General features: G+C 72.2%; 16 protein-coding genes and 1 pseudogene. 9 read left to right on the top strand and 8 right to left on the bottom strand.

The genetic code is table 11. From position 1 onward, the window contains the following. Window positions 1-227 precede the first annotated feature (227 nt). Window positions 228-482, bottom strand: a complete 255-nt coding sequence (locus E4P40_RS06635) for a hypothetical protein (protein WP_135158046.1) — start codon at window positions 480-482, stop codon at window positions 228-230. A 281-nt stretch (window positions 483-763) separates the two neighbouring features. Between E4P40_RS06635 and purU the strand changes: the two genes are divergently transcribed. Beyond that, window positions 764-1,636 (top strand): formyltetrahydrofolate deformylase, encoded by an 873-nt coding sequence (gene purU, locus E4P40_RS06630; RefSeq protein ID WP_135158047.1) that lies wholly within the window; start codon window positions 764-766, stop codon window positions 1,634-1,636. Between the two features lie 19 nt (window positions 1,637-1,655). Here purU and pgi read toward each other — a convergent pair whose 3' ends face one another. The 6 genes from pgi to E4P40_RS06600 all read right to left on the bottom strand — a co-directional run bounded on the left by pgi (window position 1,656) and on the right by E4P40_RS06600 (window position 7,934). Continuing rightward, entirely contained in the window at window positions 1,656-3,287 is a 1,632-nt protein-coding gene (gene pgi / locus E4P40_RS06625) for a glucose-6-phosphate isomerase (RefSeq protein WP_135158048.1), read from the bottom strand. A 43-nt stretch (window positions 3,288-3,330) separates the two neighbouring features. Continuing rightward, on the bottom strand, window positions 3,331-4,089 hold the full coding sequence (locus E4P40_RS06620; RefSeq protein ID WP_167762129.1) for a class II glutamine amidotransferase: 759 nt from the start codon (window positions 4,087-4,089) through the stop codon (window positions 3,331-3,333). Window positions 4,090-4,157: 68 nt separating this feature from the next. Further along, window positions 4,158-4,613 carry a MaoC family dehydratase gene (locus tag E4P40_RS06615; RefSeq protein ID WP_135158050.1) on the bottom strand — a complete coding sequence of 152 codons (456 nt, stop codon included), beginning with the start codon at window positions 4,611-4,613 and terminating at the stop codon, window positions 4,158-4,160. Beyond that, window positions 4,610-6,157, bottom strand: coding sequence for a long-chain fatty acid--CoA ligase (locus tag E4P40_RS06610; protein ID WP_135158051.1), 1,548 nt, complete (start codon window positions 6,155-6,157; stop codon window positions 4,610-4,612). The genes E4P40_RS06615 and E4P40_RS06610 overlap by 4 nt, the downstream gene beginning before the upstream one ends. Next, on the bottom strand, window positions 6,154-7,017 hold the full coding sequence (locus E4P40_RS06605) for an amidohydrolase family protein (protein WP_280790579.1): 864 nt from the start codon (window positions 7,015-7,017) through the stop codon (window positions 6,154-6,156). Before E4P40_RS06605 ends, E4P40_RS06610 begins: the two co-directional genes overlap by 4 nt. A gap of 8 nt (window positions 7,018-7,025) precedes the next feature. After that, complete coding sequence (locus E4P40_RS06600; RefSeq protein WP_135158053.1) at window positions 7,026-7,934, bottom strand: SDR family NAD(P)-dependent oxidoreductase; 909 nt, start codon at window positions 7,932-7,934, stop codon at window positions 7,026-7,028. Window positions 7,935-8,012: 78 nt separating this feature from the next. Between E4P40_RS06600 and E4P40_RS06595 the strand changes: the two genes are divergently transcribed. Next, on the top strand, window positions 8,013-8,441 hold the full coding sequence (locus tag E4P40_RS06595; RefSeq protein ID WP_209305209.1) for a MarR family winged helix-turn-helix transcriptional regulator: 429 nt from the start codon (window positions 8,013-8,015) through the stop codon (window positions 8,439-8,441). 57 nt (window positions 8,442-8,498) lie between these two features. Here the strand turns inward: E4P40_RS06595 and E4P40_RS06590 are convergent, their stop codons facing one another. Beyond that, window positions 8,499-9,350: a PaaX family transcriptional regulator C-terminal domain-containing protein gene (locus tag E4P40_RS06590; protein ID WP_135158055.1), complete on the bottom strand. Its 852-nt coding sequence runs from the start codon at window positions 9,348-9,350 to the stop codon at window positions 8,499-8,501. A gap of 171 nt (window positions 9,351-9,521) precedes the next feature. Between E4P40_RS06590 and E4P40_RS29515 the strand changes: the two are divergent. The 7 genes and pseudogenes from E4P40_RS29515 to E4P40_RS06560 all read left to right on the top strand — a co-directional run. Then, a pseudogene (locus E4P40_RS29515) lies at window positions 9,522-10,238 on the top strand (ABC transporter ATP-binding protein); the annotation flags it as partial. Further along, window positions 10,218-11,072 carry an ABC transporter ATP-binding protein gene (locus E4P40_RS29510; protein ID WP_348519638.1) on the top strand — a complete coding sequence of 285 codons (855 nt, stop codon included), beginning with the start codon at window positions 10,218-10,220 and terminating at the stop codon, window positions 11,070-11,072. The pseudogene E4P40_RS29515 and the gene E4P40_RS29510, both read left to right, overlap by 21 nt. Beyond that, window positions 11,069-11,959 carry a branched-chain amino acid ABC transporter permease gene (locus tag E4P40_RS06580; RefSeq protein ID WP_135158057.1) on the top strand — a complete coding sequence of 297 codons (891 nt, stop codon included), beginning with the start codon at window positions 11,069-11,071 and terminating at the stop codon, window positions 11,957-11,959. The genes E4P40_RS29510 and E4P40_RS06580 overlap by 4 nt, the downstream gene beginning before the upstream one ends. Then, window positions 11,952-13,100 (top strand): branched-chain amino acid ABC transporter permease, encoded by a 1,149-nt coding sequence (locus E4P40_RS06575; RefSeq protein WP_135158058.1) that lies wholly within the window; start codon window positions 11,952-11,954, stop codon window positions 13,098-13,100. Before E4P40_RS06580 ends, E4P40_RS06575 begins: the two co-directional genes overlap by 8 nt. Next, window positions 13,097-14,347 carry an ABC transporter substrate-binding protein gene (locus E4P40_RS06570; RefSeq protein ID WP_135158059.1) on the top strand — a complete coding sequence of 417 codons (1,251 nt, stop codon included), beginning with the start codon at window positions 13,097-13,099 and terminating at the stop codon, window positions 14,345-14,347. The genes E4P40_RS06575 and E4P40_RS06570 overlap by 4 nt, the downstream gene beginning before the upstream one ends. Window positions 14,348-14,352: 5 nt before the next feature. Next, the gene (locus E4P40_RS06565) at window positions 14,353-15,936 is read left to right on the top strand and encodes a class I adenylate-forming enzyme family protein (RefSeq protein WP_135158060.1); all 1,584 of its coding nucleotides are present in this window, start codon (window positions 14,353-14,355) and stop codon (window positions 15,934-15,936) included. A gap of 85 nt (window positions 15,937-16,021) precedes the next feature. Further along, window positions 16,022-17,482 carry a benzaldehyde dehydrogenase gene (locus E4P40_RS06560; protein WP_135158061.1) on the top strand — a complete coding sequence of 487 codons (1,461 nt, stop codon included), beginning with the start codon at window positions 16,022-16,024 and terminating at the stop codon, window positions 17,480-17,482. Window positions 17,483-17,521: the final 39 nt, after the last annotated feature.

Below are 17,521 nucleotides of genomic sequence, written 5' to 3'. Positions count from 1 at the left end.
CGAGCATCGACAGGCCGACGCAGCCCTCCATGGACCGGACGGTGGGCATGACCTCGTCGCGGACGTACGAGGTCGCCTCGGGGACCGATGACGCCTCGCCGTGGATCGTCGTCGACCTCGCGTACATCGCAGCCACTCGTCCTCCAGGTGATCACGGGCGGCCCGTGCCGTGCGGCAGCGCGGCCGGACAACAGCCTGTCCGGCCTGCAGATGAGGGGCAACCGGGACTAGTCGCCGACCGCCCGGGTGCCGAACATGAGCACGCGTCGCTCGAGGTCGTAGTAGACGTCGCTGCTCGCGTGCAGCCAGTCGAACAGGTTGTCGGCGTCCTCGGCCGTCACCCCCAGGATGTGCTCGTCAGCACCGTTGTCCAGGATGAGCTGGAAGGTGTACAGCCCGTCCTGGCCGGATTCCCGGTGGGTGAACGTCGGCTGCCAGTGAGTGACCTTGCGGACCTTGATCTGCTGCGGGCTCACGGTCATCGCGGGTTCCTCTCGTCGTGCTGCCGCGACGGTTCCCCCGCCGGAGGTGGCGAAAACCCGGCCCTGCGACCGGTGCCCGCCTACGTCGATTGTCGCGGCCGGGGCCGACACCTCGTGCCGTTCGGGAGGCGTCATCTGCGGCATCCCGCGCAGGCGCTCCGATCCCTAGGCTCGGCACGATCCCGACGCCCGGCTCCATGGTTCTCCACGGAGTCCAGCGGGAACGACTCCGGGTGCGGCCGGCCACGCGGCCTCGCCGACCGACCGATAGGAGGAGCGCGATGACGCGGCCCGCCGACGCTCAGCACGGGGTCCTGGTGCTGTCCTGCAAGGATGCCCCCGGGATCGTGCACGCGGTGTCCGGACTGCTCGTCGAGGAGCAGTGCACCATCGTGGAGAGCCACCAGTTCGACAGCCTCGTGAGCGGCATGTTCTACATGCGTGTCGAGTTCGCGCACGCCGACGGTGCCCCGCTGGACTTCGCCCGTCTGTGCCAGGCCTTCGAGCCGATCGCCCAGCGGTTCCAGATGTCCTGGCGGATGGCCGACGCCGCCGAGCGGCAGCGCGTGCTCATCATGGTCAGCCAGTACGCGCACTGCCTCAACGACCTGCTCTTCCGCAACTCGGTCGGCGAGCTCAACCTCGACGTGGTCGCCATCGTGTCCAACCACCCGACCCTGAAGGGCATCGCCGACTTCTACGGCGTGCCCTTCCGGCACATCCCGGTCACCCGCGAGACCAAGCCCGAGGCGGAGGCGGCGCTCCTCGACATCGTGCGGGAGGAGCGGGTCGACCTGGTGGTGCTGGCCCGCTACATGCAGATCCTCTCCGACGGCCTGTGCAGGGAGCTCGAGGGCCGGGCGATCAACATCCACCACTCGATGCTGCCGAGCTTCAAGGGGGCCCGCCCGTACCACCAGGCGCACGCCCGCGGTGTCAAGTTCATCGGCGCGACCGCGCACTACGTCACCGCGGATCTGGACGAGGGACCGATCATCGAGCAGGAGATGTTGCGCGTCGACCACTCGCTGAGCCCCGAGCAGCTCGCCGCCCGGGGCCGCGAGGCGGAGACCCGGGCCCTCGCGCACGCGGTGCGCTGGCACACCGAGAACCGCGTCATCATCAAGGGGAACCGGACCGTCGTCTTCGAGTGACGTCGGACCGGGCCGACCGTCAGGCCGGCCGGCCGCGGCCCTCGCGGAGCAGCTTCACCAACGCGTTGGTCGAGGAGTCGGAGTCGTACTCCGGCGGGGACGCGCTCTGCAGCTTCGGGGCGAGCTGGTTGGCCATGACCTTGCCGAGCTCGACGCCCCACTGGTCGAACGGGTTGATGCCCCAGACGACGCCCTGGGTGAAGACGCGGTGCTCGTAGGCGGCGACCAGCTGGCCGAGCACTGCGGGGGTCAGCTTCGGCGCGACGATCGCGTTGGAGGGGTGGTTGCCCGGCATCACCTTGTGCGGGACGACGTCCGGCGGCGTCCCCTCGGCGGCGACCTCCTCGGCGGTGCGGCCGAAGGCCAGCGCCCGCGGCTGGGCGAGGAAGTTCGCCATGAACAGGTCGTGCATCCCGTCCAGGTCGTGGTTGGGCTGCGCGAAGGCGATGAAGTCGGCCGGCACGAGCACCGTGCCCTGGTGCAGCAGCTGGTAGAAGGCGTGCTGGCCGTTGGTACCCGGCTCGCCCCACACGATCTCGCCGGTCGCGACGTCGACCCGGCCGCCGTCCAGGGTCACCGACTTTCCGTTGGACTCCATGCACAGCTGCTGCAGGTAGGCGGGGAAGCGGGCGAGGTACTGCGCGTACGGCAGGACGGCGGAGGTCTGCGCGCCGAAGAAGTCGATGTACCAGAGGGAGATGAGCCCGAGCAGCGCCGGCAGGTTCTCCTCGTACGGCGCCGTCCGGAAGTGCTCGTCCATGGTGTGGAACCCGTCGAGCAGCTCCCGGTAGTGCGCCGGGCCGATCGCGACCATGAGCGACAGCCCGATCGCCGACGTGAAGGAGTACCGGCCGCCGACCCAGTCCCAGAAGCCGAACATGTTGTCGGTGTCGATGCCGAACGCGGCGACCTTCTCCGCGTTGGTCGAGACCGCGACGAAGTGCCTGGCGACCGCCTTCTCGTCCCCGCCGAGGCCCTCGACGAGCCAGCGGCGGGCCTCCGTGGCGTTGGTCAGCGTCTCCTGCGTGGTGAACGTCTTCGACGCGACGATGAACAGCGTGCTGGCCGGATCGAGGTCCCGAGTGGCCTCGGCCAGGTCGGTGGGGTCGATGTTGGAGACGAAGCGGAAGGTCAGTGCGCGGTCGGAGTAGTCGCGCAGCGCCAGGTATGCCATGGCCGGCCCGAGGTCGGAGCCGCCGATGCCGATGTTCACCACGGCCCGGATCCGCTCGCCGGTGTGCCCGGTCCACTCGCCGCCGCGCACGCGGTCGGCGAAGTCGGCCATCCGCCGCAGTACCTCCTGGACGTCGCGCCGCACCTCCTGCCCGTCGACCTCGAGGCCGCCGGTGCGGGGATCGCGCAGCGCCACGTGGAGCACGGCGCGGTCCTCGGTGACGTTGATGTGCTCGCCACGGACCATGGCGTCGGTGCGCTCGCGGAGCCCGGCCCGCTCGGCCACCGCCACGAGCAGCCGGACCGTCTCGCGGGTCAGCCGGTTCTTGGAGTAGTCGAGGTACAGGTCGCCGGCGCGGCAGGTCAGCTCCTCGCCGCGGCCCGGGTCCTCGGCGAACAGGTCGCGGAGGTGGACCCCGCTCACCTCGCGGTGGTGCTCCGACAGTGCCTGCCACTCCGGGCTCTCGCTGATCCCCACCCGTCCACCTTCCCGCAGGCGGGAACGGGGGGCGACCCCGGGTTCAGGCGGTCATGCCCAACTCGGCCGCTGCGGCCACCGTCGTCTCCAGCGTCCGGCGGCGGACGACGAGCAGGTCGCCGTTGCCGAGCTCCTGCCAGTCGCGGCCCCAGCCGCTGGAGGAGACGACGACGGCGTCGTCGCTCACCCGGTACCGCAGCGTGTAGTACTCCGGGTCGTCGTCCTCGAGCGGGCCGTCGGGGTCGAACCGGCAGAAGGCGTACAGCTCGTCGGGGGTCAGCAGCAGGCAGTTGAGGCTGGTGAACGGCGTCGTGGCCGCGATCTCGTCCGCCGTCGTCCGCAGGGCCTCGGCCGGACCGGCGCCGTCGCGCAGCCGTTGGGCGACCGCGAGGAAGTAGCGCTCGCTGTCGGTCGTGCCGCGGCGCTGCCGCTGCGACCGCTGGGTCAGCAGCTCGTCGAGAGCGGCCGGCGGCCGGATCGAGCCGTTGTGCGCGAAGGCCACGCGTCCGTCGGTGAAGGGGTGCGTGTTGTCCGGGCCGATGCCCAGCCCGAGCGTGGCCCAGCGCAGGTGCGCGATGCCCGAGTCGGTGCGGCGCCGGCGCGCCCAGCGGGCGAACTCGTCGCTGGTCCGCGCGGCGTCGGCGCGCTTCCGGACGACCACCCGCCGAAGGGTGCTGCGGGCGACTCCCCAGCCGTCACCGTGCTTGACGGACAGCGCCGTGAAGTCGGCGAGGTCGTCCTCGCCGAGGAGGTCGCTCAGGGTCGTGGATGTCCGGGTGGTCCAGCCCAGCAGTCGGCACACGGCTCCACGATGACGGAGGAAGGCCCGGATCCGGCGCAACCCCAGGTGGCACCGGCACGTCGCGCCCGTCAGCCGTAGAAGCGGAACACCGGCTCGGCGATGCAGACCGGCTTGGCGGCACCGTCGGCCTCGATCACGGCGGCCACCGTGACCTGCAGGCCGCCGGCGACCTCCTCGACGTCCGTGAGCGTCGCGGTGAGGCGGAGCTTGGAGCCGACCGGCACGGGGGAGGGGAAGCGCACCTTGTTCAGCCCGTAGTTCACGGCCATCGTCGCGTCGCTGACGGCGAGCACCTCCGACCACATCGGGATGAGCAGCGACAGGGTCAGGTACCCGTGACCGATCGGCCCGCCGAAGGGGCTCTCGGCCTTCGCCCGGTCGACGTCGACGTGGATCCACTGGTGGTCACCGGTGGCGTCGGCGAAGAGGTTCACCCGGTCCTGGGTGACCTCGACCCACTCGCTGGTGCCGAGCTCCGTGCCCTTGAGGGCAGGCAGTTCGGCCATGGTCGTGGTGGTGCTCATGCGGTGGTCTCCTCGGTCGGGACGTAGCGGTGGCGCAGGTCGGGCTTGCGGATCTTGCCGGTGGCGGTCTTCGGCAGCTCGTCGGCGAACTCCACGTACTTGGGCACCTTGAACCCGGCGAGCCGGGTCCGGAGCCGGGTCCGGATCGCCTCGGGGTCGGGCTCCCGGCCGGGCGCCGGGACGATCACGGCCATGCCGACCTCGCCCCACGTCGGGTCGGGCACGCCGATGACCGCGACCTCGACGACCTCGGGGAACTCCAGCAGCGCGGACTCGATCTCGGCCGGGTACACGTTCTCGCCGCCGGAGATGATCATGTCCTTGTAGCGGTCGCGGATGTAGAGGTAGCCGTCCTCGTCGGTCGAGCCGGCATCCCCCGAGTGGTACCAGCCGTCGACGATCGCCGCCTCGGTGGCCTCGGGGGCGTTCCAGTAGCCGGCCATGATGTTGGGCCCGGACAGGACGACCTCGCCGATCTCGCCCGGTTCGCACTCGGTGCCGTCGGGGCGGACGACGCGGACGTCGACGAAGAACTGCGACTTCCCGGCCGACCCGACCTTGGCCACGGCGTCGGCGCTGTCCAGCGCGGTGCCGGCGGGGGCGGACTCGGTCATCCCGTAGGCCTGCTGCACGGTGATCCCCCGGTTGAGCCAGGTGTGCAGCAGGGGGAGGGGGAGCGGTGCGCCGGCGGCGCCGATGGTGCGCAGCGCGGACAGGTCGAGGCTGTCGAAGTCCGGCTGGCGGCTGAGCGCGTCGAGCATGGTCGGGACGGCGAAGAACGACGTCACCCGCTGCTCGGCGATGACCGCGAGCGTGGCCGGCGGGTCGAAGCCGCGGACGAGGACGACGCAGCCGCCCCGCAGCAGCGTCGGGTTGAGCGTGCCGTTCAGCCCGCCGATGTGGAACAGCGGCGCCAGCCCGAGGGTGCGCTCGTCGGGCGTGAAGTCGAACCCGAGGATCTGGTTGAGGCACGACCAGGTCATGTTGCCGTGGGTCAGGACGGCGCCCTTGGGCCGGCCGGTGGTGCCCGACGTGTACATGATCAGGCACGGGTCGTCGAGGCTGACCGGCTCGTCGCGGAGCACCGGCTCGGCCTCGGCGAGGAGCTGCTGCCAGTCGAGGGAGTCGCGGCCGCCGGCGAGCGGGGTCTCGGCGGCCATCCACTCGCGGACCGCCGGCAGCTCCGCCCGCAGGGCGTCGGCCGTCGTGCCGTGCTCCCGCCCGTGGACGACGAGGCTCGCCCCGGCGTGCTCGAGCACGTACCGCGCCTCGGGAGCAGTGAACCGGGCGTTCACCGGCACCCAGATCGCACCGAGCTGACCGCACGCGTACAGGGTCTCCAGCGCGGCGGGGTGGTTGGCTCCGAGCCAGGCGACCCGGTCCCCGCGCTGGACGCCGAGGGCGCTCAGCGCGGCGGCCGCCCGGCGGACCCGGTGGGCGAACTCACCGTGGGTCGTCGTCGTCCCCTCGAACCAGATGGCCGGCCGGTGCGGGGAGATCCGGAGCCGGCGCTCGGGCCACGAGCCCAGGCCTGCGTTCCTCATCGCAGCCCCAGTGCCTTGATCGCGTTCTCCTTCATGATGAGCGGCTTCACCTCGGGCTTGATGTCCAGCTGCTCGAAGTCGGCGATCCAGCGCTCGGGGCGCAGCAGCGGGTAGTCCGACCCGAAGAGCACCTTGTGCTTCAGCAGCCCGTTGGCGGCCTTGACCAGCTGCGGCGGGAAGTACTTGGGCGACCAGCCGGACAGGTCGATGTAGACGTTGGCCTTGTGGGTGGCCACCGAGATGGCGGCGTCCTGCCAGGGCACCGAGGGGTGCGCCATGATGATCGTCAGGCCGGGGAAGTCGGCGGCGACGTCGTCGAGCAGCATCGGGTCGGAGTACCGCAGCTTGATGCCGCGCCCCCCCGGGAGGCCCGCGCCGATGCCGGTCTGGCCGGTGTGGAACAGCGCCGGCACGCCGAGGCTCTGGATCTCCTCGAAGAGCGGGTAGACCGACCGGTCGTTGGGCTCGAAGGCCTGGATCGACGGGTGGAACTTGAAGCCGCGGACCCCGTGCGACTCCACGAGCTTGCGGGCCAGCCGGATGCCGGACAGGCCGCGAGCGGGGTCGACCGAGCCGAAGGGGATGAGCACGTCGGGGTGTTCCGCGGCCAGGTCGGCGATCTCCTCGTTGGAGAGCGCGGGCTGGCCGGTGGCCATCTCGGTGTCGACGCTGAACACCACGGCGGCCATGTTCTTGGCCCGGTAGTCCGCCGCGATGTCGGGCACCGTCGGGTCGTACGGGTCGCCCTTGAAGTACTTCGAGGCGGCCGCGGACAGCTCGTCGTCCAGGGCCATGTGCCCGTGCGTGTCGGCGTGCACGTGGGTGTGCACGTCGATGGCCACGAGTGCGTCGAGGTCCAGTCGGAGGCTCATTTCGGCGGCTCCGGGAACTGCTGGCCGACGGTCTGCTGGGACGGCGCGAAGCGGTCGGGCCAGATGCCGGCGATGGCGTCGGCCGACCAGCCGGTGCCGTCGGCGAACTCGACCACGGCCTCGGTCGGGTGGGACCACAGGGCGAGGCGGTCGCCCCCGATCCCGATGGCCTGGCCGGTGATGCCCGCGGCGGCGTCGGAGGCGAGGAAGGCGACCAGTCCGGCGGCGTCCTCGGGGGGACCGAAGGCCAGTTCCCGGCGGGCGTACGGGGGCAGCGGTTCGCCGGCCTGCAGCGCGTCCACGTAGGGCTTGAGGAAGGGCACTGTCTCGGTCATCCCGGTCGCGGCGACGGGGACGATCGCGTTGACCGTGATCTCGGCCCGGGCCAGCTCCATCGCCCAGGTGCGGACCATGCCGACGATCCCGGCCTTGGCCGCGGCGTAGTTGGTCTGCCCGAAGTTGCCGACCTGGCCGGTGGGGGAGCCGACGCAGATGATCCGGCCGCCCTCGCCCTGCTCGCGGAGCTTGATCGCGGCGGCCCGGGTGCAGGTGAACGTGCCGCGCAGGTGCGTGGCGACGACCGCGTCGAACTGCTCGTCGGTCATCTTCCAGAGGGTCGAGTCGCGCAGGATGCCGGCGTTGTTGACGAGGATGTCGAGCCGCCCGAACTCGTTCGCGGCACGGTCGACCAGTGCCTGGGCGGCCTCGCTCGACCCCACGGCGACCACCTCGGCGACGGCGCTGCCGCCGGCGTCGGTGATCGTCTTCACCGCGGCGTCGGCGACCTCGGGGTCGACGTCGTTGATGACGACGGCGGCGCCCGAGCGGGCCAGTTCGGTGGCGTAGGCGAGGCCGAGGCCCCGCCCGGATCCGGTGACGACGGCGACCTTGCCGGTCAGGTCCACGGCTGCTCCTCATCAAGGCGGGGGTGGTGCGGGCAACGTAGGCGGGTATCGTTGAGGTTGTCAACGATGGAGGTGTCCATGGAACAGCCCCTGGCCGACGACTTGGGTTTCCTGCTCTCCCGCGCCAGCGGACAGGTCGTGCGGGCGACGAACGCCGCCCTGGCCGAGCACGGGCTGCGGGTGCGGCACTACTCGGTCCTGGTGCTGGCCTGTGAGTCCGAGAGCGGGCTGAGTCAGCGTGAGCTGGCCACGGTGCTCGGGTTGGATCCCTCGCAGGTGGTCCTCCTCGTCGACGAACTGGCCGCCGCCGGACTGGTCGAGCGCCAGGCCCCGGAGGGCGACCGGCGGACCCGGCTGGTGGTCGCCACGTCCGAGGGGCGCCGTGTCCGGAAGGCCGCTGGTGAGGACGCCGACGCCGCCGTCGAAGGACCGCTCAGCCTGCTGGGGGACACCGAGAGGGACAGGCTCCGCGACATGCTGACCCGGATCTGGAGCGCTACCGGCTGAAGAAGGGCCACCTCCTCCCCACCACCCGTACCTAGCGGCGGGCCCCTGGGGGAGGCCTCAGGGGAGGCGGCCGCTCGCGCGGAGGCTGCGCTCGAGTGCCGCCCGGGCAGCCGGTTCCAGGCCGTCGAACACCCGTCGGTAGACGGCACTGCTGGTGGGCGCCGGCCAGTCCGCGCCCAGCTGAGCTGCAGGCAGACCGGGATCGGTCCGCAGCAGGGACAACCAGTCCGCACCCAGCAGCGTCAGCTGGGCGAGCGAGCCCGACACCCGCGGCGGGCGGCTCCAGGTCTCGATGAACCACGTGTGCGCCGCGCGGACGGCCGGCACGTCCCAGGCCCGGTGCACCAGCCGGTCGAGGTCGGTGCCCGGGAGGGCCCGGGCGGCGAACGCGTCGGCCAGTTGCGCGACCTCGACCAGGTCGGACCGGCCCAGCACGGCCGTGACGTCGACGGTGCCCGGAGCGATCCACAGGCCGTCCCGCAGGCCACCGAAACCGGCCCAGGTGAGCCGAGCCCGCACCCGGTGCCGCAGGTCGCGCCGGCTCTCGGGCACCGAATAGCTGAGCAGCGTCCACTCGCCCGCGGGGTGCTCGAACGGCGCCGCTGACGCCACCCGCTCACGGGCCTCGCGCAGCACCTCCTCGGCGAGCGGGGTGAGCGCGTACTCCGCCGTCCTCCCGACCTGACCGCGCGAGAACAGGCCGCGCTGGGTCATGCGCTTGAGGGTCGCCCGAGCCGCCGCCTCGGTGACGCCGAGGTCGGCCAGCAGGTCCAGCAGGGTCATCGAGGGCAGTGGGGGCAGCTCGGAGTCGAGGACCACCGCGCCCAGGAAGCTGAGAAGGAGGGACTGGGGCCGGTGGGCGGCCGGCCCGGGCTGCGCATCGTCCTCGACGACCGGTACCGCGCTCATCTACCGCTCCCTCCTGTTCCCGGTCTCATCGACGTCACGATCCACCGTCAAAAGTTAGACATCTCCTTGACGGACGTTCGTAGTCACTCTAGCTTTTGCGTGACCTGGAACACCATGGGCCACCTCGCTGGGGTTGACCGGCCAGCCGGAAGGACGCCGATGACAGCACCGCTGCTGAGCGTGGAGCACCTCGATGTCTCCTACGACGGCGCCGTCCAGGCCCTTCGGGACGTCTCGCTGGAGGTCGGAGCCGGTTCGGTCGTCGCCGTCCTGGGCTCCAACGGTGCCGGGAAGACGTCGCTCCTGCGGGCCATCTCCCGCGCGCTGGGCTCCTACGGTGGCTCGGTCACGGGGGGGACGATCCGCTACAAGGGTGTCGACCTGGCCGGGATGGACGCATCGGAGGTCGTCCGGCGGGGCCTGATGCAGGTGCCCGAGGGGCGACGGGTGTTCCGTGACCTGACCGTCGAGGAGAACCTCCAGGCCGGCGGGTTCACGGTCCGGGACGCCAAGCGCCGCAACGAGGCCCGCGACCGGGTCTTCGAGCTCTTCCCGGTGCTGGCCGAGCGGCGCACCCAGCTCGGCGGGCTGCTCTCCGGCGGTCAGCAGCAGATGCTGGCGATGGGCCGGGCCCTGATGACATCGCCCGAGCTGCTGCTCCTCGACGAGCCGTCCCTGGGACTGGCCCCGCTGCTGGTCGACCAGATCGGCGAGATCGTCACCCAGATCAACGGGCAGGGAACGGCCGTCCTGCTGATCGAGCAGAACGCCGTCATGGGCCTGCGCGTCGCCGACCGGGCCTACGTCCTGGAGGTCGGCCACGTGACGGCCTCGGGCAGCGCCGACGAACTCGCCGCCAGCGACGACGTGCGCGAGCGGTACCTCGGTGTCGCCGTCCCGGTACGGCCCGTCGACGTGCTGGTGTCCGAGCCGGCGATCCCGACGGCCGAGGCGCCCAAACGGCTCGCCGTCGAGGACCTGACCGTGCGCTTCGGCGGCATCGCTGCCCTGTCCGGGGTGTCCTTCCAGATCGACCCCGGCACGGTCCACGCGCTCATCGGCCCGAACGGGGCCGGCAAGTCGACCTGCATCAACGTGCTCGGTGGCGCCTACCGGGCCACCGAGGGGCGGGTCACCTACGGCGACGACGTCCTCACCGCGCTGCCCGCACACCGCACCGCCGGGCTCGGCGTGGCGCGGACCTTCCAGAACATCTCGCTGGCCCTCGAGGACACGGTCGAGGACAACCTGCTCGTCGGCCGGCACCGGCTGATGCGCTCCGGCGTGCTGTCCGGGGCCGTGCGGACGCCGCGGGCGCGGCGCGAGGAGCGCGTCCACCGGGAGACCGTTCGCGACATCGCGGAGCTGCTCGGCCTGACCCCGCTGCTGCGTACGCCCGTGCACAGCCTGTCCTACGGCAACCGCAAGCGCGTGGAGATGGGCCGGGCGCTGGCCGCCCGGCCGTCGCTGCTCCTGCTGGACGAGCCGGTCGCGGGCATGACCCACGGAGAGTCGCAGGAGATGGCCGAGACCATCCGGCAGGTCCGCCGCGACCTCGGACTGTCGATCCTGCTCGTCGAACACGACATGCCCTTCGTCATGGGTCTCGCCGAGCAGGTGACGGTCCTCGACTTCGGCAAGAAGATCGCCGAGGGCACCCCGGCCGAGGTCCAACGCGACCCCGAGGTCCTCCGTGCCTACCTGGGAGCGGCAGCCGTATGAGCTATTTCCTGACGCAGGTGCTCAACGGCCTGTCCTTCGGGCTGGTGCTGAGCCTGATCGCCGCGGGCTTCGCCATGGTGTTCACCTCGACCGGGGTGCTGAACTTCGCGCACGGCGCGATCGTCCTGCTCGGTGCCTACCTCGTGGCGGTCACCCAGCCCACGATCGGCTTCTGGCCGGCCGTCCTCGTCGGGATCGTCGGTGCGGCCGTCGTCGGCGTGCTGATCAACGCCCTCCTGGTCCGCAACCTCGCCGATCCCAACCCTGGCACGGCGGCCATCCTGATGCTCGGGGTGGACATCCTGCTGCTCACCGAGCTGACCCGCCGGATCGGCAACCGGGTGCTGCCGCTCGGAGCTCCCTGGGGAGCCGACGTGGTGCGCATCGGCGGCATCTCCCTCCCGACCGGCCGTGTCCTGGCTGCGGTCCTGGCCGTGGTGGTCTTCGCCGGCCTCTGGTTCCTGTTCGCCCGCACCCGCCTGGGGATCGGGATGCGCGCGGCGGCGGCCGACGGGCCCACCGCGTCGCTCATGGGCATCCGGCTGTCCCGCACCGGCGCCGCCGGGTGGGCGCTGGCCGGGGTGCTCGCCGCCCTCGCGGGCATCTTCCTGACCTCGTTCCCGTCGCCCGGGGTGGCTCCCACGGTGGCGCTGTCGGCCTTCCTCGCCATCCCCGCCTGGGTGCTCGGCGGCTTCGACTCGGTGCCGGGGGCGGTGCTGGGCGGCCTGGTCATCGGGCTGGTCACCGCGCTGACCGTCGGCTACGAGAGCGAACTGGCCTTCCTCGGCAGCGGCTTCGGCGAGGTCGTGCCCTACCTCGTGATGATCATCGTCCTGCTCGTGCGCCCCCAGGGCCTCCTCGGCAGCAAGGAGGCCGTCCGTGTCTGACCTCCCTCGTCGGATCGCCGGAGTGCTCCTGCTCCTGGTGGCCGTGGCGCTGCCCCTGGTGCTCGACGACTTCTGGCTCCAGCTGGGCCTCTTCGTGATGGCCACCATGGTCGGGGCGGTGGGCCTGACCCTGCTGGTCGGGGTGGCCGGTCAGCTGTCCCTCGGCCACGCCGCGTTCGCCGCCATCGGTGCCTACGTCTACGTCTGGGCGACATCGGAGTCCACGCCCACGCTCGCCGGTGCCGGCCTGCCGGCGATCGTGGGGCTCGTCCTCGCCGTGGCGATGGCGGCCCTCATCGGGTTCATCTTCTCCCCGGTCGCCAGCCGGCTGCGGGGCATCTACCTCGGCCTGGCCACCCTCGGGCTGGTCTTCGTGGTGCGGCACCTGCTGCTCAACCTGGACTCCTGGACCGGGGGGTTCAACGGGCGCTCGGTGGAGCCGTTCACCCTCGGCAACTTCAGCTTCAGCAACCGCGATCCCGACTACCTCGCCGTCGCCGGGGTGGAGCTGGAGGGCCTGCACCGGCTCTGGTACCTGTTCCTGCTCCTCACGCTGCTGGCCTGCTGGCTGGCCGCCAACCTGCGGACCAGCCGGACCGGGCGGGCGTGGGCGAACGTCCGTGACAGCGAGACCGCGGCCGCCGCCATGGGCATCGCCGTCGCCCGGCACAAGGCCTCGGCGTTCGTCGTCTCCTCCGGCTACGCCGGGCTCGCGGGGGCCCTGCTCGCCCTCGCGTACGGCCGCCTGGCGCCCGACGTCTTCACGCTCACGGTGTCCGTCGACTTCCTGGTCATGATCGTGATCGGCGGCCTGGGCTCGGTCGGCGGTGCCATGGTCGGCGCCCTCTTCGTCACCGCGCTCCCGCTCGTGCTCACGCAGTACAGCGACGTGCTGCCCTTCATGGCAGCCCCGGGCTCCGGCGGGCTCGATCCGGCGACCACGTCACGGCTGCTCTACGGGCTCGCCATCATCGCCGTCCTGATCTTCCTGCGCGGGGGCCTCGCCGGGGCCTTCCGCCGGCTCACCGGCAGGGGCACCGCGTCCGGCGCCCCGGACGACACCCCTGGCCCCACCACACCGATCGACCCCGGCCACGAGGCCGGGGACCACCCCTCCAGGTCTAAGGAGACCGCTCGATGAGGAAGACCCGTCCCGCCCTGGCCGCCGCCGCAGCCTGCTTGTTCGCGGTCACCGCCTGCTCCACCACGGAGCCGGAGGCCGCCGGCGGCGGTGACTCCGGAGACGTCGAGACCGGGAACGGAGTGACCGACTCCGCCATCAACATCGGCGTGCTGACCGACCTGTCCGGACCGTTCGCCGCCGGCGCCGCCGTGCAGGTCACCGAGTTCCAGGCCTACTGGGACCAGGTCAACGCCGACGGCGGGATCTGCGACCGCGACGTCGAGATGCAGGTGCAGGACCATGCCTACGACCCGCAGAAGGCGGTCTCCCTGTTCCGCAGCATCTCCTCCGACGTGGTCGCCCTGCAGCAGGTCCTCGGTGGACCCACCAGTGCCGCGGTGCTGCCGCTGGCCGACCAGGAGGGCCTCTACGTCGGCGGGGTGGGCTGGGCGAGCACGGCATTGGAGTACGAGTCCAACCAGCTGCCCGGCGCGAGCTACAGCATCCAGGGTGCGAACGCGATCGACTACCTGGTCGACGAGCTCGGTATCGCCGAGGGTGACTCGGTCGGCGTCGTGTACTTCGTCGGCGACTACGGCAACGACGCCCTCGCCGGCGCCGAGCACGCCGCCGAGGAGCGTGGACTGACGGTGATCCCGCAGGAGATCACTCCGGCGACGACCGACCTCTCGGCGCAGGCGTCCTCGCTCGTCCAGGAGGGTGCGTCCGCCGTCATCCTCGCCGCCGCTCCGGGGCAGCTGGCGTCGCTGGCCGGCGTGCTCGGGTCCCAGGGCGCGGACATCCCGATCGTGGGGATGAACCCGACGTTCAACCCGGCCCTGCTGAACACCCCTGCCGCGGACGCGCTGCTGGCCAACGCGTACAGCATCACCGCCGTCGCGCCCTACGCCTCCGACGCCCCGGGCGTCCAGGCGGCCAACGAGCTCTACGCCGAGGCCGACCCCGACGGCGCCGTCGGGTGGGAGGTGCCGCTGGCCTATGCGCAGGCACAGCTCCTGCGTACCTCCCTCGAGGGTGCCTGCGAGGCCGGTGACCTGACGCCCGAGGGCGTCGTCGCCGCGATGCGCGAAGGCTCCGACGTGGACACCGACGGCCTGCTCCCCGACGGCCTGGACTACTCCACGGTGGGCGAGTCCCCGACCCGGACGGTGTACGTCTCCAAGGTCAGCGACACGGCGGAGGCCGGGCTGGAGCTCCTCGACACCTACGAGGGCCCCAGCGCGCAGAGCTACACCTTCGGCTGACCGCCGTGGCCCTGGAGCGCAGTGAGCTGCTGGCCGCTCCGGTCCCGGGCCCGGTGGGGGGCGTCCTCGGCGACGTCCTCCACCGGGCCGCCCGGGAGTCACCGGAGGCGCTGCTGCTGACCACTCCGGCCTCCGGCGAGACCTGGACGGCGGCGCAGCTGCTCGCCGACGCCCGTGCGGTCGCCGGCGGTCTGCTCCAGGACCTCCAGCCCGGTTCCCGGATCGCCACCTGCCTGGGCAACGGTCCCGAGCCGGTGCTGCTCCAGCTGGGCGTCGCGCTGGCCGGGATGACCCTCGTGCCGATCAATCCCCGCTCGCGTCCGGCCGAGCTCGAGCACGCGCTGCGGCTGTCCGGTGCGGCGTGTCTCTTCGCCGCCGTCGACGTCGGCGGCAACCGGGTCGCCGACCTCGCGGTCGAGGCCGCCGCCCGACTTCCCGCGCTGCGGGAGGTCCGGCGGTGCGGCGACGACTGGCGGCACTCGATCGAGCTCGCCGAGCCCGCCGGACTGCCCTCGGTGGATCCGGAGAGCCTCGCGCAGGTGCAGTTCACCTCCGGTACGACGGGCCGGGCCAAGGGCGTCCGGATCACGCACTCCGGCATGGTCACCACCGGTCGCGCCTTCGCCGACCGCCTGGGGCCGCGGGCGGGCCGGGTGTGGGTGAACCCCATGCCGCTGTTCCACACCGCGGGCAACGTGCTGGGTGTGGTCGGCGCGCTGTGGGCGCAGGCGGAGCACGTCGTCCTGCCCTTCGCCCCTGGGCCGGTGCTGCGGGCGATGGCCGACCGCCGGGCAACCCTCCTGTCGGCCGCCCCCACGCTGCTCGACCTGCTCGCCTCCCACGTCGACCTGCCGGGAACCGACCTGTCCGCGCTGGAGGTGCTCTTCACCGGCGGCATGACCGTCACCCCGGCGTTCGTCGACCGCGTCGAGTCGCTGTTCGGCGCCCGGCTGTCGATCACCTTCGGCATGACCGAGACCTGTGGCGCGGTGCTGCAGACCGCGCCGACCGACCCCGACCGGATCCGCCGGGAGACCGTCGGGGCGCCGCTGGCCGGGACCGACGTGCGCATCGCCGGCCGGAACGGCGTGGCGGTGCCGCCGGGAACCCCCGGCGAGCTGTGGGTCCGCGGGGCGCGCATCACGCGCGGCTACCTGGACGACCCCGCGGCCACGGCCGAGGCCATCGACGCCGACGGGTGGCTGCACACCGGCGACCTGGCGGAGATGGACCGTGACGGTGCCTGCCGGGTCGTCGGGCGCATCAAGGACATGATCAAGACCGGTGGTGAGAACGTCTCGCCGGTCGAGGTCGAGGAGCTGCTGGTCCGGCACCCGGACGTCGACCGGGCCGCCGTCGTCGGGGTGCCCGACGAGCGGTGGGGGGAACTCGTCGTCGCGTTCGTCGTCCCCGCTGCCGGACGGGACCCGGACGCGGCGGACCTGACCGCGTTCTGCCGCAGCGGCCTGTCGCCGTTCAAGGTGCCCCGGCTCTGGCGCGTGGTCGACGACCTGCCGATGACCGCCTCCGCGAAGGTGCAGCGCGCGGAGCTGCGCCGCATGGCCACGGAGGACGTCGCGCCGCGCTGATCGCCGGGGACGGGCATCCTTGTCCGGGACGGCCGGCAGCGGCCCATCGATCGCGGCGACGCGGTCCGGACGAGGGGACGACGACATGGCACTGCTCGAGGACGGCGCCTGGCAGGGCAAGCTCTGGACCGGTTCGTGGAGCGACGGCAGCGGCGGCACCTACGACGCGGTCGAGCCGGCCACGGGGGAGACCCTCGGGGCGGTCGGCAGGGCGACGCCGGAGGACGTGCACGTCGCGGCGGTGCGTGCGGTCGACGCGCAGAAGGCGTGGGCCGCGCTGCCGTTCGAGGAGCGGGCCGCGGTCCTGCGCCGCGCCGGCGACGTCCTGACCGCTCACGCCGAGGAGATCAAGGGGTGGCTGGCCCGGGAGTCCGGAGCGATCCAGCCGTTCGGCGACTTCCAGGTCCACACCAGTGCCCAGGAGTGCTACGAGGCCTCCGCGCTGCCGTCGCACCCCTACGGCGAGCTGCTGCGCACCGGTTCCCCGCGGCTCTCCTTCGCCCGCCGGGTGCCGGCCGGCGTCGTGGGCGTGATCGCGCCGTTCAACGTGCCGACGATCCTCGCCATCCGGGCCGTGGCGCCGGCGCTGGCGCTCGGCAACGCGGTCATCCTCAAGCCCGACCCGCGGACGGCGATCTCCGGCGGCGCGATGTTCGCGAGGGTCTTCGAAGAGGCCGGGCTGCCCGCCGGCGTGCTGCAGGTGCTGCCGGGCGCGGCGGACGTCGGCGAGGCGCTGGTCGTCGAGCCCGCCGTCCGGGTCATCGCCTTCACGGGGTCCACCCGGGCCGGGCGCGCGGTCGGGGCGCTGGCCGGTCAGCACCTCAAGCGCGCCCACCTCGAGCTCGGCGGCAACTCCGCGCTGATCGTCCTGGGCGACGTCGACGTGACCGCCGCGGCGTCGGTCGGCGCCTGGGGCACGTTCGCCCATTCCGGCCAGATCTGCATGGCCACCTCCCGGCACCTGGTGCACGCCTCGATCGCCGAGGAGTACACGCAGGTGCTCACCGAGAAGGTGGAGAAGCTGCCGGTCGGCGACCCGTTCCGCGACCACGTGGCGCTCGGCCCGCTGATCGACGCCGGCCAGCGCGACCGGGTGCACGGCCTGGTCACCGCCAGCGTCGAGGGCGGCGCGCAGTTGCGGACGGGCGGCACCTACGACGGTCTGTTCTACCGGCCGACGGTGCTGGGCGACGTGCCGGTCGAGGCGCCGGCCTACCAGGAGGAGATCTTCGGCCCCGTCGCCCCGGTGACGCCGTTCTCCTCGCTCGACGAGGTGGTGGAGCTGGCTGCGGGCACGGAGTACGGGCTCTCGCTGGGCATCCTGACGAAGGACGTCTACGCCGGACTGCAGCTGGCCGAGCGGATCCCCTCCGGCCTGGTGCACATCAACGACCAGACGGTGAACGACGAGGCGGTCGCGCCCTTCGGTGGGGTGGGCGCCTCCGGCACGGGCTCGCGGCACGGCGGGCCGATGGCCAACATCGAGGCGTTCACCGAGACGCAGTGGGTCACCCTCCGCGGCGACCTCCCCGCCTATCCCTTCTGACCTCCCCAGTCGGCTGTCGGGTCGTCGTCGTCATGCGGG

It is taken from the genome of Blastococcus sp. CT_GayMR20 (assembly GCF_004570345.1).
Note: the sequence above shows the minus strand (reverse complement) of the source record. Positions and strands in the feature narration are given on the sequence as shown.